The organism is Paenibacillus sp. J22R98 (genome assembly GCF_059383835.1).
The window spans coordinates 613,503-637,249 of the sequence record NZ_JBXENW010000001.1; the positions used below are offsets into that span (position 1 = coordinate 613,503).

Annotated in this window: 20 protein-coding genes; 14 read left to right on the forward strand and 6 right to left on the reverse strand. The window is 49.4% G+C overall.

Annotation, left to right across the window (positions count from 1 at the left end; genetic code table 11):
- Positions 1 to 194 precede the first annotated feature (194 nt).
- Positions 195 to 1,685 carry an L-arabinose isomerase gene (araA, locus tag AC50Y3_RS02835; RefSeq protein ID WP_494817777.1) on the forward strand — a complete coding sequence of 497 codons (1,491 nt, stop codon included), beginning with the start codon at positions 195 to 197 and terminating at the stop codon, positions 1,683 to 1,685.
- A gap of 116 nt (positions 1,686 to 1,801) precedes the next feature.
- Here araA and AC50Y3_RS02840 read toward each other — a convergent pair whose 3' ends face one another.
- On the reverse strand, positions 1,802 to 3,700 hold the full coding sequence (locus AC50Y3_RS02840; RefSeq protein WP_494817240.1) for a terpene cyclase/mutase family protein: 1,899 nt from the start codon (positions 3,698 to 3,700) through the stop codon (positions 1,802 to 1,804).
- Positions 3,701 to 3,893: 193 nt separating this feature from the next.
- On the opposite strand from AC50Y3_RS02840, the gene AC50Y3_RS02845 reads away from it, so the two are divergent.
- From AC50Y3_RS02845 to AC50Y3_RS02860, 4 genes are all read left to right on the forward strand, one after another.
- Positions 3,894 to 4,934 (forward strand): FecCD family ABC transporter permease, encoded by a 1,041-nt coding sequence (locus tag AC50Y3_RS02845; RefSeq protein WP_494817241.1) that lies wholly within the window; start codon positions 3,894 to 3,896, stop codon positions 4,932 to 4,934.
- On the forward strand, positions 4,934 to 5,947 hold the full coding sequence (locus tag AC50Y3_RS02850; protein WP_494817242.1) for a FecCD family ABC transporter permease: 1,014 nt from the start codon (positions 4,934 to 4,936) through the stop codon (positions 5,945 to 5,947). Before AC50Y3_RS02845 ends, AC50Y3_RS02850 begins: the two co-directional genes overlap by 1 nt.
- Positions 5,948 to 5,991: 44 nt before the next feature.
- On the forward strand, positions 5,992 to 7,710 hold the full coding sequence (locus tag AC50Y3_RS02855) for an ABC transporter ATP-binding protein (RefSeq protein WP_494817243.1): 1,719 nt from the start codon (positions 5,992 to 5,994) through the stop codon (positions 7,708 to 7,710).
- 145 nt (positions 7,711 to 7,855) lie between these two features.
- The gene (locus AC50Y3_RS02860; RefSeq protein ID WP_494817244.1) at positions 7,856 to 9,091 is read left to right on the forward strand and encodes an aminopeptidase; all 1,236 of its coding nucleotides are present in this window, start codon (positions 7,856 to 7,858) and stop codon (positions 9,089 to 9,091) included.
- A 1,044-nt stretch (positions 9,092 to 10,135) separates the two neighbouring features.
- Here AC50Y3_RS02860 and AC50Y3_RS02865 read toward each other — a convergent pair.
- From AC50Y3_RS02865 to AC50Y3_RS02885, 5 genes are all read right to left on the reverse strand, one after another.
- Positions 10,136 to 10,672, reverse strand: coding sequence for a GNAT family N-acetyltransferase (locus AC50Y3_RS02865; protein ID WP_494817245.1), 537 nt, complete (start codon positions 10,670 to 10,672; stop codon positions 10,136 to 10,138).
- A gap of 57 nt (positions 10,673 to 10,729) precedes the next feature.
- Positions 10,730 to 11,362, reverse strand: coding sequence for a hypothetical protein (locus AC50Y3_RS02870; protein WP_494817246.1), 633 nt, complete (start codon positions 11,360 to 11,362; stop codon positions 10,730 to 10,732).
- A 12-nt stretch (positions 11,363 to 11,374) separates the two neighbouring features.
- Entirely contained in the window at positions 11,375 to 11,782 is a 408-nt protein-coding gene (locus tag AC50Y3_RS02875) for a permease prefix domain 1-containing protein (RefSeq protein WP_494817247.1), read from the reverse strand.
- Between the two features lies 1 nt (position 11,783).
- Positions 11,784 to 12,110 carry a PadR family transcriptional regulator gene (locus tag AC50Y3_RS02880; RefSeq protein WP_494817248.1) on the reverse strand — a complete coding sequence of 109 codons (327 nt, stop codon included), beginning with the start codon at positions 12,108 to 12,110 and terminating at the stop codon, positions 11,784 to 11,786.
- A gap of 397 nt (positions 12,111 to 12,507) precedes the next feature.
- The gene (locus tag AC50Y3_RS02885) at positions 12,508 to 12,921 is read right to left on the reverse strand and encodes a VOC family protein (protein ID WP_494817249.1); all 414 of its coding nucleotides are present in this window, start codon (positions 12,919 to 12,921) and stop codon (positions 12,508 to 12,510) included.
- Between the two features lie 197 nt (positions 12,922 to 13,118).
- Between AC50Y3_RS02885 and AC50Y3_RS02890 the strand changes: the two genes are divergently transcribed.
- The 9 genes from AC50Y3_RS02890 (at position 13,119) to AC50Y3_RS02930 (ending at position 23,688) form a co-directional block, all read left to right on the forward strand.
- Positions 13,119 to 14,102 (forward strand): substrate-binding domain-containing protein, encoded by a 984-nt coding sequence (locus AC50Y3_RS02890; RefSeq protein WP_494817250.1) that lies wholly within the window; start codon positions 13,119 to 13,121, stop codon positions 14,100 to 14,102.
- On the forward strand, positions 14,099 to 15,538 hold the full coding sequence (locus AC50Y3_RS02895; RefSeq protein WP_494817251.1) for a sensor histidine kinase: 1,440 nt from the start codon (positions 14,099 to 14,101) through the stop codon (positions 15,536 to 15,538). Before AC50Y3_RS02890 ends, AC50Y3_RS02895 begins: the two co-directional genes overlap by 4 nt.
- On the forward strand, positions 15,535 to 17,133 hold the full coding sequence (locus tag AC50Y3_RS02900; RefSeq protein ID WP_494817252.1) for a response regulator: 1,599 nt from the start codon (positions 15,535 to 15,537) through the stop codon (positions 17,131 to 17,133). The genes AC50Y3_RS02895 and AC50Y3_RS02900 overlap by 4 nt, the downstream gene beginning before the upstream one ends.
- 25 nt (positions 17,134 to 17,158) lie before the next feature.
- A complete protein-coding gene (gene xylF / locus AC50Y3_RS02905; protein ID WP_494817253.1) occupies positions 17,159 to 18,286 on the forward strand; it encodes a D-xylose ABC transporter substrate-binding protein in 1,128 nt (375 codons plus the stop codon).
- A gap of 183 nt (positions 18,287 to 18,469) precedes the next feature.
- Positions 18,470 to 19,567, forward strand: a complete 1,098-nt coding sequence (locus tag AC50Y3_RS02910) for a sugar ABC transporter substrate-binding protein (RefSeq protein ID WP_494817254.1) — start codon at positions 18,470 to 18,472, stop codon at positions 19,565 to 19,567.
- 96 nt (positions 19,568 to 19,663) lie between these two features.
- Positions 19,664 to 21,184, forward strand: coding sequence for an ATP-binding cassette domain-containing protein (locus tag AC50Y3_RS02915; RefSeq protein ID WP_494817255.1), 1,521 nt, complete (start codon positions 19,664 to 19,666; stop codon positions 21,182 to 21,184).
- 11 nt (positions 21,185 to 21,195) lie between these two features.
- Positions 21,196 to 22,371 carry a sugar ABC transporter permease gene (locus AC50Y3_RS02920; RefSeq protein ID WP_475780548.1) on the forward strand — a complete coding sequence of 392 codons (1,176 nt, stop codon included), beginning with the start codon at positions 21,196 to 21,198 and terminating at the stop codon, positions 22,369 to 22,371.
- A gap of 100 nt (positions 22,372 to 22,471) precedes the next feature.
- A complete protein-coding gene (locus AC50Y3_RS02925; protein ID WP_494817256.1) occupies positions 22,472 to 22,870 on the forward strand; it encodes a hypothetical protein in 399 nt (132 codons plus the stop codon).
- A 68-nt stretch (positions 22,871 to 22,938) separates the two neighbouring features.
- Positions 22,939 to 23,688 (forward strand): 2-phosphosulfolactate phosphatase, encoded by a 750-nt coding sequence (locus AC50Y3_RS02930; protein ID WP_494817257.1) that lies wholly within the window; start codon positions 22,939 to 22,941, stop codon positions 23,686 to 23,688.
- The last annotated feature ends 59 nt before the right edge of the window (positions 23,689 to 23,747 follow it).

Below are 23,747 nucleotides of genomic sequence, written 5' to 3' on the forward strand. Positions count from 1 at the left end.
GAAAACAAATCTGCAGGAGCGTACAATGAGTTTGGTAGTAGTTGTACGTACAAGTTTGCAGCTGTACATACTCTGGTCTTTAGCTTGAATTTGGCGGAATTGTCTGTATGAGTACCGATGCGGTGCTTGATTTCGCTATCATGTTCGTACAAGTGATTGATGAATGCAGGATCATGAGGAGGAATATTAACGTGATACAGGTTAAACGTTATCAATTTTGGTTTGTTACCGGCAGCCAGCATCTATATGGACCGGAAACGCTGCTAGAGGTTGCAGATCATTCCCGAATCATTGCAGAGGGCTTGGATCGCGATGAAGCGATTACTTATGAAGTTGTGTTTAAACCGGTATTAACCACGCCTGAAGAAATCTATAGCTTGTGCGCGGCAGCTAATGCGGACGAGCAATGTGCGGGTCTGATCACTTGGATGCATACGTTCTCGCCTGCGAAGATGTGGATTGCCGGATTATCCGAGCTGCGCAAGCCGCTGCTTCACCTGCACACACAGTTTAACCGCGATATTCCTTGGGACTCCATTGATATGGATTTCATGAACTTGAATCAATCCGCTCACGGTGACCGAGAATACGGCTTTATCGGTGCACGCATGGGTATTGCTCGTAAAGTAGTTGTAGGGTACTGGGAGGATGCTGAGGTGCGTGGCCGTATTGCCGGCTGGATGCGCACATCAGTGGCATTCACAGAAGGCCGCTCGCTTAAAGTAGCCCGCTTCGGCGACAATATGCGTCAAGTTGCTGTTACAGAAGGCGATAAGGTAGAAGCACAAATTAAGTTCGGCTGGTCGATTAACGGCTACGGAATCGGAGATCTGGCAGCTTATATCGCGCAGGTGACGGAAGAGCAGCTGAATGCGCTGACGGACGAATACGAAGCGGCTTACGAGATTACGCCTGAAACACGTTCCAGTGCTGAGAAGTGGGAATCGATCCGGGAGCAGGCACGTATTGAGCTCGGAATGAAGGCATTCCTCCAAGAAGGCGGCTTCACGGCGTTCACGACAACCTTCGAGGATTTGCACGGCATGAAGCAGCTTCCCGGGCTTGCGGTGCAGCGTTTAATGGAGGCAGGCTACGGTTTCGGCGGCGAAGGCGATTGGAAGACAGCGGCGCTTACTCGTGTGATGAAGACGATTGCCGGCAATAAAGGGACTTCCTTTATGGAGGACTATACGTACCATCTGGAGCCGGACAATGAACTCATTCTTGGCGCGCATATGCTTGAAATTTGCCCGACGATCGCCGAAGGCAAGCCTCGTCTTGAAGTTCACCCGCTAGGCATCGGCGGCAAAGCTGACCCAGCCCGTATGACCTTCAACGGTCGCAGCGGTCAGGCCGTGAACGCATCGCTTATTGATGTGGGCAATCGTTTCCGTCTCATCGTGAACATTGTCGATGCCGTAGAAACACCGCATGATATGCCGAAACTACCGGTTGCACGTGTGCTTTGGAAGCCGCAGCCATCCCTGAAAGATTCCGCAGAAGCGTGGATCCGGGCAGGCGGCGCGCATCATACGGTGTTCTCGTATGAGGTTACGGCTGAGCAGCTGGTGGACTGGGCAGAGATGACAGGGATTGAGTGTGTGATCATCGATAATTCGACAAATCCGCTCGCATTCTGTAATGAGCTGCGTTTGAACAATATGTACTGGCGTTTGCAGCGCTAATTGAAGTTACTCTATATTTCTAAGCAGTTGCCATTTTCAAGTTACCGGCTTGTGGGACTTTCCGCCGCGCAATTACGTGCGTGCGGAATAGTCCCTTTTTTTCGCGCTTACGAGCTTTAATTGACTGAAGTCGAGCCGCCTCCAAACTTATTGCGGTAATTTGCTAGTGCGAGAAGCGGCCATACTAAAGGGTAGCTCTCATATTTCGTATAGAGATAGCCGGGCAATCCTGCTCCGGTCGGATACTTCTTTGGAAGCGGGTCCTCCGAATCTAATGCACGTAACAGAAAATCGCATGCTTGCTCCATGGCAGGGGAGGTCTGATCGTTAACGGCGACAAGCGCATCGAGCGCCCACGCGGTTTGCGACAGCGTGGAATAGGAGAGCGGGACGTATCGCTTCACATGATCACTGCGACAGGATTCGCCAAATCCGCCATCTGGCAGTTGAATACGGTGAAGCCATTCCTTGGCCTTGCGAATTTGCGGATGATTCGGTGACTCCCCGGCGGCAATCAAGCCGGTGAGCGCAGCCCAAGTGCCATAGATATAGCATACGCCCCAGCGGCCGTACCATGAGCCGTCAGCCTGCTGCGCGCTATAGAGCCAGTCTGCAGCTCGGCGCATGAAGTGACTGTGAGCGGTTGTCAGCCCGGCATGCCTGCCCAAATATTCCAGCGTTCTGCCGGTTAGATCCGGTGTTGATGGATCCGTAGCGGCATCCTCAGCGCCATCGAGCGGTACCCAGCTGATGATTTTGTTGTTCACATTGCGCTCGAATGCCGCCCAGCCTCCGTCGGCGTTTTGCATGGACAGCAGCCATTGCAGGCCGAGTTCACGAGCATGCTGATAGGGAATTTCATTGGTGAGTCCGTGAATAGCGCGCATTGCAGCTGTAGTGTCATCGAGATCCGGATTTATCGTATTCGAGTCAGAGAAGCCCCAGCCGCCTGGCAGCGGATGCTCCACGTTCAGCTTCCAGTCGCCAAGCTTTGAATGCTGGTGCTTCAATAAATAATCGCCCGCGGATCGAATGCTCGGATGATTGGCGCGTACGCCTGCTTCTTGGAGGGCGTGGCTAATTAATGCGGTATCCCATACAGTGGAGGTCGTATTCTGCACAGTGAGATCATGATTATCGCGAAGCAATAGTGACTCCAGCCCTGCAACAGCTTGCATGATAATAGGATGACCGATTTCGAATCCCAGTGCGCGAAGCGCATGAATCATTAGAATGGTCGCACTGGCATAACAGTACAGCGTACCGTCCGCCTCAATTCGATCCAGCATGTATTGCTGCGCGCGAGCTGTACCTTGCTTGTTAAGGGCCGTAAGCGGCGATATTCCTTGCAAAGAGGGGATTCGCATGGATACATGCTGCTGCCAACTGTTCTGCTGCTCTAACAGCTGCTCAAGCGAAGTATCCTCATAGTGGAAGCGAAGCGGTTCGATATGAGGCAGCGTGAAAGCAGGTTTGGTAGATCCGAGCAGCATCATCGGGGCCATGTGAACACGAGCATACCCGGAGAATTGATAGAAGTGAAGCGGCGAGGTCGGAGGCAGCAGCAGCAGTGAGAGTGGTACAGGGAACCAGCGCGGCCATTCATATTGCCCGACAACCGCAAGCAGGAACTTTGTCAACAAGCTATTGATACGTGAGAGTCCTCCGTGCTTGTCGATGCACGCGCGAGCCTGCTTCATTCGGGGATCAGAAGGTGATAGTCCGGCAAATTGTAAGGCAAAATAACATTCTGCCGTCGCGGCGAGATTACCATCCTCCTCATCGGGATAGACACGCCAAGCTCCATCAGCACCTTGCTTGGCTAAGATTCGCTCACATAAGGAAGCGATTAGCGCAGGCTTCTGAATGCCAGCGCTGGTGAACAGCATAACTGCAGCCGCATCAGTGGTCGTTCCGCTATCAATGAATCCAAGTCGCCAACTGCCATCTTGACTTTGTTTGCCAAGCAGGTGATGAACCAGACGGTCAATCCCGCGATCGATGCTGGGATCCATGAGAATCACCTCCATCTGAGACTTGTTCAAGGAATGGTACCTTTTTCACATAAAACTTGCACGTTCTTAGGAAACATTGGGCAAATAAATGGACAAGAGGCGCTGAACTCTTTATTATGGAAATGAAAATAATTCTCAATGATCGCAATCAAGCTATAGGTTTGTCATCCGTGCAAAGGTGGTTTATTTTGAAGTGGACGTTCAATCATCCTCACAAACACAGCAATTGGCCATTCATTCCCGGCCGCTCGCTGCCCTACTTATCCTTATTTTCGGTACACTTGCACTAGTTCTGACTGCAGCTATATCTATTTGTGTTGGAGCCGCTGACACATCCTTATCGACGGTATGGGATGCGCTCTTTCACTTTAATACGGATTTGACTCAGCACCAAATCATCAGGGAGCTGCGTATTCCGCGTGTATTGGCAGGTGCGCTGACAGGAGCGGCTTTTGCCGCAGCTGGGGCGATTATGCAGGGAATGACGCGCAACCCATTGGCAGACTCGGGCTTGCTGGGCATTAATGCCGGTGCAGGCGTTCTGCTGGCGGTATGTTTTGCGTTCTTTCCCGGTATGTCATTCGTGAATCTCATGTTCTTCTCATTCTTCGGCGCCGCTGCGGCTGCTGCACTTGTGTTTGGAACAGGGGCGTTTGTCAAAGGCGGCCTTACACCTGTGCGTCTGGTTCTTGCAGGCGCTGCCGTAACTGCGCTGCTGCTTGCAATTAGTGACGCGATCGCGATTCATTATCAAGTAGGCCGAGAGCTGGCCTTCTGGCTCGCCGGCGGCATGGCAGGCGTGGAATGGGCGCAAATTCGTATCATTTCGCCTTGGATATTGGGCAGTATTGTCGCTGCGATCATGATGTCGCGTTCGATAACGCTGTTAAGCCTTGGTGAAGATATTGCAATTGGTCTTGGGCAACGTACCGGGCTGATAAAGCTGATCGGAACGATCCTCGTGCTTATTTTAGCCGGAGCTTCAGTTAGCGTCGTTGGGGCTGTTGGCTTCGTAGGACTCATCATTCCGCATATCGCACGGTATTTGGTAGGCGTCGATTATCGTTGGATCATTCCGTGCTCTGCTGTCCTTGGCGCGCTCTTGCTTATCGTTGCGGACATTGGCGCCCGTATGTTCAATCCATACTCCGAAACGCCGCTGGGTGCACTTATTGCAGTCATTGGCGTTCCATTCTTCCTGTATCTGGCGATTAAAGAAAGGAGGGAGCTGTAATGAACACCTTTACAGTTACTCCTGCAGAGAAAGCACGGAAGAAGCGGGCATACACAATTATAGGGTTGATGGGCGGTCTCATTATCCTTGTATTCATTATAAGTATGAGTACAGGCACATTGAGGCTCTCGCCTAGCGACATGATACATACACTGCTTGGCAATGGGACGGCTAATCAGGAGCTGATCCTCTATCAGTTCCGCCTGCCTCGGATCGTAATGTCACTGCTGATCGGCGCCGGTTTCGCGGTGTCGGGCTGCATATTGCAAGGGGTTACGCGAAATGCGCTGGCCGATCCCGGGATCCTCGGTATTAACGCCGGGGCTGGACTGATCGTCATTCTGTATATATCCGTAACACCGATAAACCATGCCATTTTTCTGCTGCCTCTGCTTGCCATGGTTGGAGCAGGAGCTACAGCTGCACTAATCTACGGTCTCTCCTATAGACGTCATTATGGCATTTCGACCATTCGACTTCTGCTTGTCGGAATCGCGGTAGCTGCCGGGATTTCAGCCTTTATGCTCGTCTTGACGCTGAAGCTCAACCCGGATCAATTTAAATTCGTTCAGGTTTGGCTGGCTGGCAGCATGCTTGGGATGGACTGGCGTTTCGTCCTGGCGTTATTACCTTGGATCGTCGTGCTACTGCCCTTTGTCTACTACAAGGCACGCGTGCTGGACGTGCTGAATTTAGGGGATCAGACGGCTTCCGGCCTGGGTACGGCACTTAACCGCGAACGGTTGTATCTGTACGGGGCAGCCGTTGCACTAGCGGCTTCCTGTGTAGCGGTTGGCGGCGGAATCGCTTTTGTTGGGCTGATCGGACCTCATTTGGCACGCAGGCTTGTTGGTCCACAGCATACGTACTTATTGCCAGCTTCGGCAGTTACAGGCGGTCTGCTGCTCATTATCTCAGATACGCTTGCTCGTATGTACGATGTGCCAACAGGGATTGTGGTTGCCATTATCGGAGCACCGTATTTTCTATATTTGCTCACACGGGCCAAATAATCATTCATCAGCAGTATCAACAGTAAGGGAGGGTATTTCTCGCTATGCTTAAACGCTTCATGACGTACTACAAGCCCTATAAAGGGCTGTTCTATCTGGATTTCTGCTGTGCCATCTTCGCAGGCTTTCTGGAGTTGGGGTTCCCCGTTGCGGTCAATCAATTCGTAGATAAGCTGCTGCCAGGGAAAGACTGGAGCCTGATCGCTTGGGCGTGTATCGCCTTGCTTGCCATTTATGCATTTACCGCGTTTCTTAACTATGTCGTAACCTATTGGGGGCATATGCTGGGCATCAATATCGAAACCGATATGCGCCGCAAGCTGTTCGATCATATTCAGAAGCTCTCATTTCGATTCTTTGATAATACGAAGACAGGTCATTTGATGTCCCGGCTTACCAATGACTTGCTTGAAATCGGTGAAATGGCCCATCACGGGCCGGAGGATTTGTTTATTGCCGTTATGACGCTGGTGGGCGCATTCACATTAATGATGCTGATTAACTGGAAGCTGGCGCTTCTCACCTTTGTTGTTGTACCGCTCATGGTATGGCTGGCCATCGTCTTCAGCAAGAAAATGACCAGGGCGTTCCATCAGCTCTTCAGCGATATTGCGGACTTTAATGCGCGCGTAGAAGATAATGTTGGCGGCATGCGCGTTGTTCAATCCTTCGCGAACGAGGAGTTCGAGAAGGAGCAGTTTCAGGTCAACAATCAGCGTTTCCGCTTAACCAAGCTGCTTTCTTACAAAATCATGGCGGCCAACGTTTCGCTCAGCTACATGCTGAAACGTTTTGTGACCCTGTTCGTTATGGTCTGCGGCACTTGGTTCGTTATTCAGCAAGAGCTGACAATTGGGGAGTTTGTCGGATTCTTATTGCTCGCTAACGTGTTTATCGGGCCAATTGAGAAAATCAATGCGGTTATCGAGAGTTATCCGAAAGGTTTTGCAGGCTTCAAGCGATATATCGAGCTGCTTGAGACCGAACCGGAGGTCGCAGATCGGCCCAATGCAATCGTAGTAGAGAACCTGCGCGGCAATATCGAGTTCACAAACGTCAGCTTCGGTTACGAAAATGAATCTAAAGTGCTCGAGCATATCAACTTAACCATCCAAGAAGGCGAGACGTTCGCGTTCGTCGGTCCTTCCGGAGCCGGGAAAACGACGTTATGCAGCTTGCTGCCCCGTTTCTATGACGTTGATGCAGGAAGCATTACGATCGACGGCCGCGATATACGCGATATGAAGCTGAATTCACTGCGCAAAGGGATCGGTATCGTCCAGCAGGACGTATTCCTGTTCTCGGGAACGATTCGGGATAATATCAAGTATGGCAAGATGGATGGGACAGACGCTGAATTGATGCAGGCTGCGAAACGAGCACAGCTGGAGTCATTTATTCTGTCCTTGCCGGAGGGGCTGGACACGATCGTGGGCGAGCGAGGCGTTAAGCTGTCCGGCGGTCAGAAGCAGCGTGTTGCGATTGCACGGATGTTCCTCAAGAACCCGCCAATTCTTATTCTGGATGAGGCTACTTCTGCGCTCGATACCGAGACGGAGTCCGCAATCCAGCAGTCGCTTGCTGAACTGTCGCAAGGCCGTACGACGCTCGTTATCGCGCATCGTCTGGCAACAATTAAGAATGCCGATCGCATCGTCGTAGTCACTGAGGATGGCGTGTCGGAGCAAGGAAAACACGAAGAGCTTCTTGAAGCAGGCGGCCATTATAGCAGACTTCATCATGCCCAATTTCAAATGACGTAAGTTAGGAAAACACTTGAACGGTGACCCGAAGTTGGTCGGCCTTTCAGGTGTTTTTTTGCATCTGCCAATCACGCGCTGGTATAATGGGAATCGGTATCAGGGTATAGGATTTGAGGAATTACCCCTACATAAAGGAGTCGATCAAATGAAATCATTCCAACATCGTCTGGAGCAATACGCGGCACTTGCCGTAGAGGTCGGAGTTAACGTTCAGCCCGGTCAGAAGCTCTGTATTATTTCGCAAATCGCAGCAGCTGATTTCGTCAGAGAAGTGGCGAAACGTGCCTATGAAATAGGAGCAAGCTATGTACATGTCGACTGGAGCGATGAGTTAATTACTCGTACGCGCCTTGAGAAATCGCCGGAAGACGGACTATCCTATTACCCGGAATGGCATGCGAAGGGAAGAGTGGCCTTAGCGGAAGAGGGAGCAGCATTCCTCTGGGTCGTTGCCGAGAACCCGGATCTGCTGAACGGAATCGATGCATCCCGGATCGGTCTTGCGACCAAATCCCAGCAAGCTGCGCTGCAGCCGTTCCGTAAGTTTACGCTGAGCAATGAAGTATCGTGGTCGATTGTTGCCGTACCGACGCCGGAATGGGCGGAGAAGGTGTTTCCGGCACTTCCGGCTGTAGAGCGCGTAGATGCCCTATGGGAAGCGATCTTCGCAGCGACGCGGGTGGATGCAGCCGATCCGGTTCAATCATGGCGCGAGCATGCCGACAATCTTCGTTCCAAGGCTGGCCGTCTTAACGAGCGCAGATACAAAGAGCTGCGTTATCGCGGTTCGGCAGGAACCGATGTGACGATCGGACTTCCGGAAGGTCATATTTGGGTAAGCGCGGGTACACGTAACGGGCAGGGAACAACCTTTATCCCGAACATGCCAACGGAGGAAGTGTTCACATCTCCGCTGCGTACTGGCGTGAACGGAACGGTTGTCAGCAGCAAGCCGCTTAGCTATAACGGCAATCTAATCGACAACTTCTCGATCACCTTCACAGAAGGACGTATTACGGCGTATCAAGCTGAGGTAGGTTACGAGGCGCTTAAAGGGCTGGTAGAAACGGATGAAGGCTCGCACTATCTGGGCGAGATTGCATTAGTGCCTTACCGTTCGCCGATTTCGGATACGAACCTGACGTTCTACAACACTCTGTTTGATGAAAACGCAGCTTGCCACTTGGCCATAGGCTTCGCGTTCCCGTTCTGCGTGGAAGGCGGCTTGTCGATGAGTAAAGAGGAGCTTGCAGAACGCGGCTTGAATCACAGCTTAACGCATGTGGATTTCATGATCGGCACCGAGGATTTGGATATCGACGGCGTTCTCCAGGACGGCACACCAGAACCGCTGTTCCGCGGCGGCAATTGGGCATTCTAGCAGCTCAGTATTTCGAACCTCTTTTTCACTTGAACAGAGCACCCTGAATCAAGTAAGGTGGCAAAAGGGTTAAACCTTTTGCCACCTTTTTACCGTTCTAACGAGTCGCCTAGCCCCTAAATAGCCTCCCGTACAGTTACGCTGCAGCAGCCCCACGCCAAGCGATCCCAGTCAACTTCTACAGCTTTTCTCCCCTCTCGCAGCTCTAACTAACCGTAGAGGCCCCATTTTGGAGAAATGAGCACCTCTAAAATTCTAACGAACCACAGAGGTCTTATTATGGAGAAATGAGCACCTTTAAAATTCTAACGAACCACAGAGGTCTTATTTTATAGAATTAAGCAGAAAAGCACGGGCTTTGGTGCAAATAAGGCGTGTAGGATCCGTTAGAATTTCAAATTGCGTTTTTTGGGGCAAATAAGGCCCCTACGATTCGTTAGATTTATAAGGATTGTAACCTCTAGGTTGTCGCTTGATATCCCTCGGTGATAATCGCTCCCCAGCCCTAACTAAACTCCCGAAAAATCCCTTTGCAGCAGCCCCTCGTCAAGCGTCCCAGTCAACTACTTCAGCTTCTCCCAAGCCTCGCAGCTCTAACGAACCGTAGAGGCCTTATTTTGGAGAAATAGGCACCTCCCAAATTCTAACGAACCACAGAGGCCTTATTTAGCAGAATTAAGCTGAAAAGCACGGGTTTTGGAGCAAATAAGGCCTGTAGGATTCGTTAGAATTTCAAATCGCGTTTTTTGGAGCATATAAGACCCCTGCGATTCGTTAGATTAAAGGGTACGTAAGGTTTGTTAGATCTTCCAATGCCGTCATTTAGCTGGAATAAGCCCTCAAGGGTTCGTTAGCGCGAGCGTCTGGTCCTGCGTGAGGTAGAGTAAATGTTGCGGTTTGGTCAGCATTTGACCATGCTTACCAACTGAAAGGGGTGAAATGATGCCTATCCTGCAACTTTTAGTCGCCCCCAGCCGGTTCCGAGCAAAACAAAAGCTGCCTCAAAAGTGGTATACACTTTAAAGGCAGCTTTAGCATTACTAATTAGTTATAAAATTTCTCATACAAGCAGAACCCGCTAGGCGAAGTTCCTTTGTAGGTATAGCCGAGCCCGCTGTAGAACGCGTTCAGCTTCTCATTGTTTGCAATGCAATCGAGTCGGATGCGATCTTTCCCTGGGAACGATACGCCTTCCTCGGCCCAGCGAACAATGTCTGCTCCCAGGCCTTGGCCTGCGTATTCACGGTTGATCGCCAAGCGGTGCAAATAGACGATCGATTCATGGCCATCCTTGCCCCATAAGCCATGATCCCACTCTCCGGGAACTTGCATCAGCAGGACCATACCGGCAAATACATCGCCATCTTTGAAGAGGAACAGCTCGCCTTTGTCGATATGACCGACTACATTATGGTGATCGTCACCGTTTAGTAGAGCGCTCCACTGCTTGGAGCCTTTACTCTTGAGCCAGGTGGCTGCGCCGACAAGCAGTTCCATGACGGCAGGGGCATCCGCTGCTACAGCTTGGGATGCCAGAATACGTGCGTTGGCTTGATTGTTTTTCATGATGTATGAGGGCATATGCGATTCTCCGTTTTACGTTTTTGATATCATTGTAGCATCCTGCGCCAAGAGCGATCAAATAGGAGGGCGTTTGGCGTAGTAATGCATACTAAGCGGCCACCAGATGACTGCGAATATAGGATAGATCGCCCAGATATGATCAGGAGAAGTAACGGCGTTCAGTGTAATGAATAAAGCACTGGTAAGCAGTGAGGCACAGAGGGCAAACTCAAACCATCTGCGGCTGCGGCTGAAATAAATGGACATCGGCCACCAAAGGGCAGCGTAAGCAGGGAAGATGATCCATGGAAATTGCGGTGAGAGCAGCAAATTAAGCGCTCCGTACGAAACGATGATGCAGAAGCTGCCGATCAGCGCCATCCGGAGTGTCCCGGCGAAACGGCCGGCATACATAATGATCGGCCACCAAATAATAGCGAAAGCCGCATATAAGAACCATGGATGTTCAGGACTCTGCGTAATATTTTCCACGATGAGGTACAAGATAATCAGCAGGCTGGTAACTGCGGAATAGGCTTTGAGCCTGCAGGAAGCGGCAAAGTACATCGCAATCGGCCATTGAATAATGGCAAAAGCGGGGTGAATGACCCACAGATAACCGGGCGAAGTCAGATGGTTCACGAGAATGAGGAAAGCTACGCTCATCAGACTGCCCATCACGGCGAAAGCGACGCGGGGACTTGTCATCGTATGACCTCCTTATTTCCAGCCGAGCCACTTGTAGAACATCACAAGCGGCCACCAAGCGACGGCGAATGTAGGATAGACGAACCAAATCGTGCCCGGCGTGTAATATATGTTGATAAACACCATGAGGGCAACAATTAATCCGCTTCCCCAGAGCGAGAAACCCAGATGCAGTCCAAATTGCTTTCGTGCTGAAACCGGATCTTTGCTGGTGGTGCCGAATTCCAATTTAATGTCGGAGATATCGCCGAACTCTACGATGGCTTTATTGATCGCATCCTCCTCGGATTTGCCGCGGCGCATCAAATCGTACACTTTTTCCTCTAAATTTTGCGTAATTTCCTCTTGCATGGACTGCTTCTGTTCGCTGTCCGGAATATCCTGAAACCATTCCTCAACATGTGCACTAATCTTCTTCATCCTACAATCCCTCCATGAAAATATTAACGATCTCTTTGATTTCCAGCCATTCTTCAACGGTTTCCTTCAAATAAGCCTTGCCAAGCTTGGTGATCTTGTAATAACGCCGCTTGCTGCCGTGCGAAATATCGCCAACGTACGATTCGATCAGCTCTTTGCGCTCCAGCCTTTGAAAGACCGCATACAGCGTGGCTTCCTTGATTTGAAAACGATCCCCGGTCCGCAAACTGATTTCTTTGGAAATCTCGTAGCCATAGCGGTCTTCTTCATAGATCAGCCGCAAAATAATCGCATCGAGATGTCCGCGAATGATATCACTTCGAATCATGTATGGTCCTCCTGTACAAAATAAATAGATCTGTCATTTACTCTGCCACATAGTGCTCTATCTGACATAGTTCTATCTGATGGAGTAAATTTATCACAGATTACTCTACGTGTCAAAGCAATAATAAATGGTCCCTCTTAGACAAAGAAAAAAGCGTCCATATGGACGCTCTACATCGCTCTTATTTCACTAGTTTACTTAACCAAACGCCGCTCAGCCCGCTAGTCGTCCCGTTGTCCGGACGTGGCCCTTTTTGGATGTTTTTGCTGCGATTCACGGCGTTCTGACCGCCTTGGTTGGCGTTAAATCCTACGTACCTGTCAGGTAGTTGATTGCCTCAATTTATGAACGAAAAACGGGACAGCCCGCAGAGGCTTGTCCCGTTTCATTATCGATGTTATAGGCCTAGGTTAAACTGCCATGTGATGCCGAATTTATCTGTTGTGATGCCGTACAGCTTCGTCCAGAACGTTTCTTGAAGCGGCATGCTGTTCGATCCGCCTTCGCTTAGTTTCGCGTAAATACGTCTAAGTTCGTCGGCATCTTCTCCAACGATTGCAAGGCTAATGTTGTTGCCCATTGTAAATGGCATACCTGGGAATGTATCTGAGAACATGAGGTTGCTTCCGAGTACATTCATGCGGGCATGCATAATGCCATTCTCCATGCCTGGAGGCAGCGGATGATCAGGATGCGGCGGGATTTCGCCAAATGTCGTCAAATTCGTAATTTCAGTATTGAAAACTTCCGCGTAAAATTCAATAACTTCACGGGTATTTCCTTGAAAGTTCAGGTAAGCATCAACTGACATTCCATTCACTCCTTCAGTGGTTTGGATGAAGAATTTTGGTCTTCATTGCCATATTGTATCATTTACCGATGGAATAGAAAACATGAGTATATTCGAACATTTATTGAGCTTTTATGATGATGTTTGGAGGAGAACTGTGCAGAATAGATGAATCGTGTTAGAATTACGTGAAAATCGCTAATGACTTAGGAGAAAATATGAAAAAGCCTATTTTCTTTACCTTATTTGTGGGCATCTGCCTGGTTGCGTTGACAATAACGTTATATTTGATGTTATATCGTAACGACGATCTCGGTATGTCCGGCAACATGGAAAGTGCGGGCAACCAGACTGCCCCGCATATTGTCATCATATCGCAAGAGCAGGGCAGCTACGTGATGAACGAAATCCAGAAAGGCGCTCGGACGGCAGCCGCCAGTCATGGGATGTTGATTGACTTCTGGGGGGTATATCGTTCGAATGTCGAGGAGCTCATTAAGCAGGTTGATATTGCAATCGCTTCCAAAGTGGATGGCATTATTATTGAAGGCGTGGACCGGCCTGACTTTGTGCAGATCGTGAATAAAGCGACGTTTCGCGGGATACCGGTTGTGATGATTAATTCCGACGCGCCGGGGAGCTTGCGGAAAACCTACGTCGGTTCGGATCATTACCAAGAAGGCATCGTAATGGGGAAGCATATCGCCGAAGCTTTAAACGGGCAAGGGACGGTTGGCGTCATTACGAACATGGAGAGCTCGGATACGGACAAACTGCGGCAGAAGGGTCTGCGTGAGGTGCTGGCCCAATACAAGGAGATTCAATTGGTTTACGCTTCAAAGGATAACGAACATGTGCAGGCGAATGCGCAAACCAATGATATTCTGAATCATTATCCGAAGGTGAATGCTTTCATCGGACTACCGACTGATTCTGGGAAGAGCATCGTTCAAGCCGGCGACTCCCGTTCACGCATGCATGAATATGACGTATTCATGTTCGACAATTCGCCACAAACGGTCAAATTGATCAAAGAAGGACTGATCGAATCAGGACTGTCGCAGCATTATGAGGAAATGGGGCAGATGAGCGTCGATCTGATGAAACGGTGGCTGGATAGCGACAAGCTCCCGCTGAACAAGCGATACTTTACACCGATCAGTGTTGTGGCCGCTTCCGATGACGGAGGTGGGGCGAAGTGAATACGATCCGTAATAAAATGATGCTGCTGTCCATTCTCATCTGGATCATCATGGCCGTCATTTGGCTGTCGATGAGTTTGTTTAATCAGCGGACGGTGGAGAAATACAACGAGATTTTGCAGCGGTATTTATTGATGAACCAAGCCTCGGAGCAAAGCCAGCAGGCGCTTACTTCGCTTAACAACTACAGAATGTCGCTGTCCCAAGAGAGCCTTGAGCAGTATTTCGACGATAATAATAAACTGCTGCACACCAAATCGGAGCTCAATTGGCTTCGGAATTCGAACAATGCCATGCTGCTCGACAACTTTCAGCATATGTTGGAGAGCCAAACGGAAGCGATGGGGTTAGTCGTTCGGTTTCAGAAGGACAACAATGAGGACGAAGTAGCGAAGAAGTTTGATGAGGCATCCAATATTTCCAAATATATTTCGGAAGCGACCCTGACGCTGATCAGCGGAGAACAGAAGACTTATGATGCCTTCTACCGCAAAATCATTAAGCGCAGCGACGATTTGCTCAAAATGGGCTTCTGGACGCTTGCGCTTGTATCGCTCATGCTGCTCATCTTCTCCTTCCGATTCGTGAACAGCGTGACACAGCCGATCCTTAAACTGACGCAGTCGGCTAGGGAGCTGTCGCGGGGGAATTTCCACAAGCCCATTGAAATCAATAACAATGATGACATGTCGTTCCTAGCGAAAACATTGGATACGATGCGTTTGAATATTGGGAATTTGTTCGATGAAATTCAGAGCAAGGCGCAGCTGGAATATGATCTGCACAAACATAAGCTGATGCTGAAAGAGAGTGAGCTGAAGAGCTTACAGAGCCAGATCAATCCGCATTTTCTATTCAATACGCTTAATATGCTGTCGAAGGAGGCGTATTTGGCCGGCGCTGACAAAACAAGTGAGTTGATCAGCTCGGTTGCCGGGATGCTTCGCTACAATTTGCGTCGGATGGACAGCAGAGTGACGCTCGGGGACGAGGTTGAGGTGCTGGAAGAATATTTGGCGATTCAGAAGGCGAGATTCGGGGATCGGCTGAAGGTCGTGCGTGAAATTGATGAAGCCGGGCTCGATATCGACGTGCCGATTCTCATTCTTCAACCGCTTGCGGAGAATGTATTTATTTATGCCATTGAACCGTCAGAAGACGGCGGCACGCTGACGCTTCGCGTGAAGAGTCACGAGGAGCATGTCACGGTAGAAGTGTCCGATACGGGGCAAGGGATGGACGCCGAACAGATTGAACGGCTGCTGGCCGATACGGATAATTCCATCTATAAAGGTCATTCCACCGGCATCGGAATTCGGAACGTGCTGCACAGACTGCAGCTGTTCTACGGGGTTGAAGACATTATACACATTGATTCGAAGATCGGAGAAGGAACATGCATTACGTTAACGCTTCCGAGGAGGCCCAAACTATGATTCGGATATTGATTGTGGATGATGAACCGATCGAGCGTATGGCGCTCCAGCGGATCATTGAAACGAGCTTCACGGAGGTCGAAATTGTCGGACAAGCTGCCAACGGACGAGAAGCGATCGAAATGGCGGAGCTGCTCAAGCCGGATCTGATTACGATGGATATCAAGATGCCCGGCATTAACGGGCTTCAAGCGATTGAACAAATCAAGACGTTTAGTTTAACGGTTAAATTCATTGTGGTGACTGCGTTTGATACGTTTGAGTTCGCCAGATCGGCGCTGCAAATGGGCGTTAGCGACTATTTGCTGAAACCGAGCAAAACATCGGTTATCCAAGAAACGATCGGGAAAGTCGTGCAGGAAATACGTGCGAACCGGATGGAATCGGAGCATCGGCGTATGGATTCGGAGCGCTTGCGCAAAATGCTTCCCATCGTTGAGGCGGATATCGTATCTCAATTGTTATTTGACGATGCTCCGTCTGTGCATCTGAGCGAGATGATTGCGTTACTGGGGCTGCCCGCGACGAAAGGCGGCTTCGTCATCAATCTGCTGCTCTCGGAATCGGCATCTGAGGGCAGACATGAGCACGGCCGACACGAGGAGCTGGAAGGACTTCACGCCGTAATTGTGAAGCAGTTGGCCGATTGGAATGTCCACTGCTGGATCGGTAAAATTACCGGCAATCAAATCCCGGTTATTCTATTCATGGAAGGCGAGCAGTCCTACCGCAGCTACGCGGTCATTATGGGCAGGAAGCTGGTGCAGGCTGCCTTGCGTCATAGCGGCTACGAGCCTTTTGCCGGAATCGGTGGTTTATACAGTGACTTGAAAGAACTGCGTAAATCGTATCATGAGTCCATGCTTGCATCCGTTGATCTGTCATTACCTGCGCGATTCTGCCTGTATGAGGATTTGCCTCGTCATGAAAGCAAGTCCATTAGCAGACTGACGATGGATTTGGAGAAAAATGTGCTTGAAGATGTTCGCCGAGGTCACTTTGAGGCTGCGAACGATCTGGTTAGGCAGATTATTGACATTTATGAAGGAGCGGGAGAGCGCGTTGCAATGGCGCAGCAGCGCGTATTTGAAGTCTTGATCATCGTAAGCCGGATGCTGCAGGAAATGGGCGTGGATATCCAAAAGCTTTATTATCAAGGTCAAACGACTAGCTATGTGCAGCTTCGCACGGAGACGCGAGTGCTGATTACCGGCATTGCGGAGGCTGCGGCACAGAATAATGGCGAGTTGGAGTCCGGCTTGCTTCTGAAGCTGAAGCATTATATTAAGGATCACGCCCATGAGGACTTGTCTTTGGAGCGGCTGGCTGCTGTAGTGGATCGAAACCCGTTCTATGTGAGCAAGCTGTTCAAAGAACATTTTGGCATGAATTATATCGATTATTTGACAGAGTGCCGTATGGAGGCTGCCAAGCAGTTGATGCTGGAGTCGGAAATGAGCTTGAAGGAAATTACGTTCGAAATTGGGTATAATGATCCCAATTATTTCAGCCGCGTCTTCAAGAAGATTGTGGGGCACTCACCGACGGATTATCGAAAGCAGCTGCTGCGTCCGGTGAACAAGAAGCAGCCCTAGTTGAATTCGGATGAGGAGGTTAACCGTGAGGCATCGTTGGCGACGAAATCAATTTCAAGAGAAGCTGCTGTTCAGCTTATTAGGTGTTTCGCTGCTTCTGTCTGCTTGCTCACTTGGCGGAGCCGGTGCCGGTACCGGTGTCCGAACGGGAGCCGGGCAAGATCCGAAACAGCAAGTTGGCGATACGCAAGCAGCAGCCAAGACGGATAATGATCATCAAGTGGTCGTTGGCTTGTCCCTTGATACTTTAGAGGAAGAACGCTGGAAGAAGGATCGGGATTTATTTAAAGCAGCTGTTGAACGGCTAGGAGCAGAGGTAGACGTTCAAGCGGCTAATGGCGATGATGCCAAACAAATTGCCCAAGCGGAGAATATGATCTCCCATGGTGTGGATGTTCTGGTAGTCGTGCCCCATAACGCCGAAGCCGGAGCAGCTATTGTCGCTAAAGCACATCAAGCGGGCATAAAAGTAATTTCGTATGATCGGCTGATCTTGAATGCCGATGTCGATCTCTATATTTCTTTCGATAACGAGAAAGCCGGCGAACTTCAGGCCAGAGCTATCGTGTCTAAGGTGCCAAAAGGCAACTATGTGCTGATTGAAGGCGCGGATACCGATAACAATGCGCACATGTTCAAGAAAGGGCAGATGAAGGTGCTTAAGCCTTTCGTGGATCGGGGAGATATCCGCATTGTCTATGATCAATTCACGAAGGAATGGATCCCTGCAAACGCCAGAGCGAACATGGAGGAAGCGTTGAAAGCCAATCATAATGCGATCGACGCCGTTATTGCAGCCAATGACGGAACGGCAGGCGGCGTCGTCGCGGCGCTGGCCGCCCAGCAGATGGCCAGCCAAATTCCGGTCTCCGGGCAGGATGCCGAGCTCGCAGCCGCGCAGCGGATCGTGGAAGGAACCCAAACGATGACGGTCTATAAGCCGATACCGAAGCTTGCGGAGGCTGCGGCAGACCTGGCGGTTCGAATGGCGAAGGGCGAGAAGGTGAGCACGGTTAAGACGGTATTCAACAAGAAAATCGATGTGCCTGCCATCTTGCTTGAACCCATTGCGGTGGATCGCATGAACATGGATGCCACGATTATTGCCGATGGCTTCCATCAGCGGGCAGATATTTATCGGACGGAGAAATAAGAAGAAGCGGTAGATCAGCGAAGGAGCTGGTCTACCGTTTTTTTTGTACCCGAAACGATCAGGAAGTCAAAATAGTGCAGATGGTATGAAAAAAGTGCTATACGTTAGCGCTTTCATAATGTTTAAGCGGTGCTATAGTTGGCTTTGTAAACGCTTTAGTATATTGAGAGGGGAAAACAAATCATGAAAAAAGGTTTCAAATCAATCGCACTGGTACTGGTCATTATGCTCTTCGCTGCAATCGTCGCAGCCTGCGGCGACAGCAAAAAAGTAAGTGTAGGTATCGTATTGCCGACTAAGGATGAGCCGCGTTGGGTGCAGGATGAGACGCGTTTTAAAGCCGCACTGGACGGCACGGATTATTCAACGGAAATTTTGTTCAGCCAAGGTTCTTCTGCGAAAGAGAAAGAGAACGTGGAGACGCTGATCAATAAAGGCATCCAAGTCCTTATCATTTGTCCACAAGATGGCGACGCTGCCGCAGCTGCAGTAGAAGCAGCTAAAGATGCCGGCGTTAAAGTTATCTCCTATGACCGCCTAATCACGAAAACAGATGCTGTTGATTACTACGTAACATTCGATAGCATCGCAGTTGGTAAAGCACAAGCGCAATACCTGGTTGACCACGCTAAAGGAAACGGCGAGCCGCTTTACCTGTATGCGGGTGCTGCTTCCGATAACAACGCTTTCTTGTTCTTCCAAGGTGCTTGGGAAGTGCTGCAGCCTAAGATCGCTGACGGTACATTCAAAGTAGCGAACTCCAGCGAAGCTGAAGGCTTGAAGGATACAGCTGAACTGTCCCGTGATCAACTGAGCAAAATCATTGGTCAAGTAACAACGAACTGGGATGCAAACGAAGCTAAGAACAAAGCACAAACCCATTTGACTGCAGCAGCAGCTGACATGAAAGGCGACGTAGCGATCTTGGCGCCAAATGATGGTACTGCTCGTTCGATCGCTGATGTATTCGCTTCTGATAAAGCGGTTACAAGCTTCGTAGTAACAGGTCAAGATGCGGAGCAAGCTTCTGTTCAATATGTAATTGACGGCAAACAATCCATGACGGTCTTCAAAGATGTTCGTAACTTGGTTAAAGACGCAATGGGTATGGCGATCTCCATCTTGGACGGCAATACGCCTGAAACGACCGGTTCGTACAACAATGGCAAGATCGATGTACCGGCAAAACAAACGGACGTTATCGTAGTCGACAAAGCAAACGTAAAAGAGAAGCTGATCGATTCCGAGTATTACAAAGCATCAGATTTCCAAGGGCTGTAAGTTAAGCAGATCATCAGCAAGCAACGTGGAATAGTGATAGCAGCGTCTATCACTATTCCTTGCTTGTAAGCCTTGTTTGGGTAAGGAGCGACAGACATGAGTGAATTCATATTAGAAATGAATGGGATTTCCAAGGAGTTTACAGGCGTTAAAGCACTTTCGAATGTTAGCTTTAAAGTCAAGAAGGGCGAGATCCATTGCTTAATCGGAGAGAACGGTGCAGGTAAATCCACGTTGATGAAGGTGTTAAGCGGAGTTTATCCACATGGTACCTATCAAGGGGATATCATCTTTAATGGCAGTGTACAAAGCTTCTCGAAGATCAGCGACAGCGTGAAAGCCGGCATAGCCATCATTTATCAGGAGCTGGCACTATTTCCGGATTTGACGGTGTATGAGAATATTTTTGCAGGCAACGAAGTGAAGCGTGGCGCGTTCGTGGATTGGAATCAAACGATCGTCAGAGCGAAAGAAATGCTGAAAAAGGTGAAGCTGACTGTGAACCCGGAGGTTTTGATCAAAGATCTGGGTGTCGGGAAGCAGCAGCTTGTCGAAATCGCCAAAGCGTTAAGCAAAGAAGTGAAGCTGCTCATTCTGGATGAGCCTACGGCTGCACTCAATGAGGATGACAGCGAGAATCTCCTGCAATTGCTGCGTGAGCTGAAGAACCAAGGCATTACATGCATTATGATTTCACACAAGCTGAAAGAAGTTATTGCGATCGCAGACAAAGCTACCGTGCTTCGCGATGGAAAAACGATTTGCACGCTCGATGCGTCCAAAGGCGAAATTACCGAAAGCGTCATCATCAAGAATATGGTTGGTCGTGAGATCGACGATATTTATCCAAAACGGGCTGACAAGCAATTCGGAGAGCCAATACTGGAGCTGCGAGATTGGTCTGCCTATGATCCGAAGCTGGGTCGAAGCGTTGTGAAGAACGTTCATTTGCAAGTTAAAAAAGGAGAAATCGTCGGCATTGCCGGCTTGATGGGCTCCGGACGAACGGAATTGGCACAAAGCATTTTCGGTAACCCGAAGTCGTATAAATTGCAGGGCGAGATGTATCTGGACGGCAAACGAAGCGTATTCAAGCATCCGCAGGATGCCATTACTGCAGGTATCGCTTATGTGACGGAAGACCGCAAGGGGGATGGTCTCTTCCTGATTCAAGATATTAAGAGCAATATAACGGCTGCGAATCTTCATGAGATTTCATCGCGCGGATTTATCAACAGCAATGAAGAAGTGAGTATCTCGAATAGCTACAAGCAGTCGTTAAATATTAAAGCCCCTTCCATAGAGCAAATCGTCGGTAACTTAAGCGGCGGAAATCAACAGAAGGTATCGCTCGGCAAATGGCTGTTTGTCGGTCCGAAATTGCTGATCCTCGATGAACCAACTCGTGGGATTGACGTCGGTGCCAAATTTGAAATCTATACAATCATGAACAAGCTGATCAGCGAGGGAATGAGCATCATTATGATTTCTTCCGAGCTCGGTGAGGTATTGGGAATGAGTGATCGCATCTACATCATGGCAGAAGGCCGCATGAAGGGCGAGCTGTCCATAGAAGAAGCGGATCAGGAAAAAATCATGCATTTTGCAACGCAATAGGGGGAAGACTTGTGAATTTCTATAACGAAGCAAAGTCGTTAATTAAAGTAAATATTCGTGAATATGGCATGTATATTGCCTTGTTCGTCATCATGCTCACATTCTCTATCATGACAGACGGCCTATTCATGTCATCACGGAATATCAGTAATTTGCTTGATGCAACCGGCTATATCGCAGTTCTCGCTGTAGGGATGACACTAGTCATCGTCATTCGGCACATTGATCTATCTGTCGGATTTGCAGCCGGGTTTCTCGGTGCGATCGCAGCGATTTTCTTAACGCAGCTAGGCGTACCCTTCTATCTGACCATTCCGATCATCCTCGTATTGGGGATTGTAGTCGGTCTGTTTAATGGATTCCTCGTAGCGCAAATCGGTATTCCTTCCTTCGTGGCTTCTTTGGCGGGAATGTTGATTTTCAGAGGCGCACTGCTTAACGTAACCGAGAAAACCGGGACCATTATTATCAAAGATGAGCATTTCAACGCAATCGGGAACGGATTTATCCCTTCGATTGTGAAGATTAACGGACTAAACCTACTTTCCTTGATCTTCGGACTATGCATTATTCTGCTTTATATTGTGATGGAAGTTTCTAAGCGCAGAAACAAACTTAAATACAATTTTGAAGTAACCTCCAAGAACATCTTCATGGTGAAGCTTGTGTTCGTATCAGCGATCATTGCTTATATCACATGGATTATCGCGGGATATAACGGCTTCTCCTGGACCGTTATCATTATGCTGCTGGTTGTCGTTATCTATCAGATTCTAACGTCCAAAACAGTGCTCGGCCGCCATATCTATGCAGTCGGCAGCAACCCGGAAGCCGCGCATTTGAGCGGTATCAGCGTGAAGAAGATCACGTACATCGTTTTCGGTTCGATGGGAATGTTGTCCGCGCTGTCCGGTATCTTGTTCACGGCACGCTTGCAATCGGCAACGACAACGGCAGGGACATTGTTCGAGCTTGACGCAATTGCAGCAGCCTATGTAGGCGGCGTATCCGCAGCAGGCGGGGTTGGTAAAGTAACGGGCTCCATTATTGGAGCGATTGTTATGGCTTCCCTTTCTAGCGGGATGAATTTGCTCGGTGTTGGTATTTCGTATCAATATATGATTCGCGGCGCCGTACTGGCAGCAGCCGTAATATTCGATGTTATGACTCGTAAGAAGAGATCCTAGAAAGTAGTGCCGCTTGGTCCGCGAATATATCGTGGATCAGGCGGTTTTTTGCTGTTGCCGCAAGGAATTGGCGGGTATCCTATTCTTAGGAAACGCGAGCATGAACACGAGGTGGACGATGTACTTACAGAAAATAAACGAGAAATGGTCGGTGCATGCGAAGGCATACGGCATCGATGCGCAAGTGAGGATTACAAATACGACGAAACTCAGTGGCTGTCCGGGGATGTACATGGCCGAGTTCCAACATGAAGGGAATCGCTATCATCTGTATCATGACCTGGGGAAGCCGGATTACGAGCTGCGGATCGTCGATGAATCGTATGCCGTGATTAGCTTTGAGGCGGCTTTTGACTGCGGAAAAGGGCAAGACATTGTACGTATGATAAATGCTTTTATGCTGAGAAATTATGAGGGTATTCAGACATCGGTAGATTGCAGCAGTGGACTATCGAAGGCAAAGCAGGAGATTTATCGAGTCCGCGGTGCAGGCGAATGAGGAGGAGACGCATCACCCCGAAATGTGGTAAAGTCTAGGAGATTACACGCTACCCATGAGGTGATAACATGACAATCTCCGCAGTATATAAGCAAACCAACTACACGGCGCGATTTGAATGGGGATATGAAGGCGTGCGCGCTTTAGCGCCTGTCTCGGACCTCATTGTCATCATAGACGTGCTATCCTTTACAACTTGCGTAGATATCGTTCTCAGTCGCAAAGGTATTGTCTTCCCCTATCGCTTCAAGGATGCGTCTGCAGCAGAATATGCTCGTGAGAAGAACGCCTTACTTGCCGGAAAACGAGGCGAACCGATATCGTTATCGCCAGCTAAATTAACGCTCCTGGAAGAAAAAAGCCGCATTGTGCTGCCTTCGCCTAATGGCGCTACCTGTTCTTTCATCGCAAAAGACAGCCAATGTGAAGTCATCGCTGCAAGTCTACGTAATGCGAGTGCAGCTGCGCACTATATTCGTATGCGAGGCGGAATTGTGACGGTTATCGCTTCCGGAGAGCGGTGGAGCGACGGGAGTTTACGACCTAGTTTCGAAGATATGCTGGCAGCCGGCGCTATTCTTAATCAACTTGATGCACTCACGTTATCACCTGAAGCGAGAAGTGCGGCGGCGGTGTTCGAAACATGCCGCAGCGAGCTGACGGCAATGGTTATGGCATGCAGCTCAGGCCAAGAGTTGATAGCAATCGGATATGAGCAAGATGTTAAGCTGGCTTCGGAGCTTGATTCGAGTTCAGTCATTCCCATACTTGATGAACAAGGCGCATTCGTTGATCATTCTACAAGATTACATAGATAAAGCACATCCTGCATAATCGTGCACGAATAGTCGGACTGCACGTCGCTCATTCTGCTAAT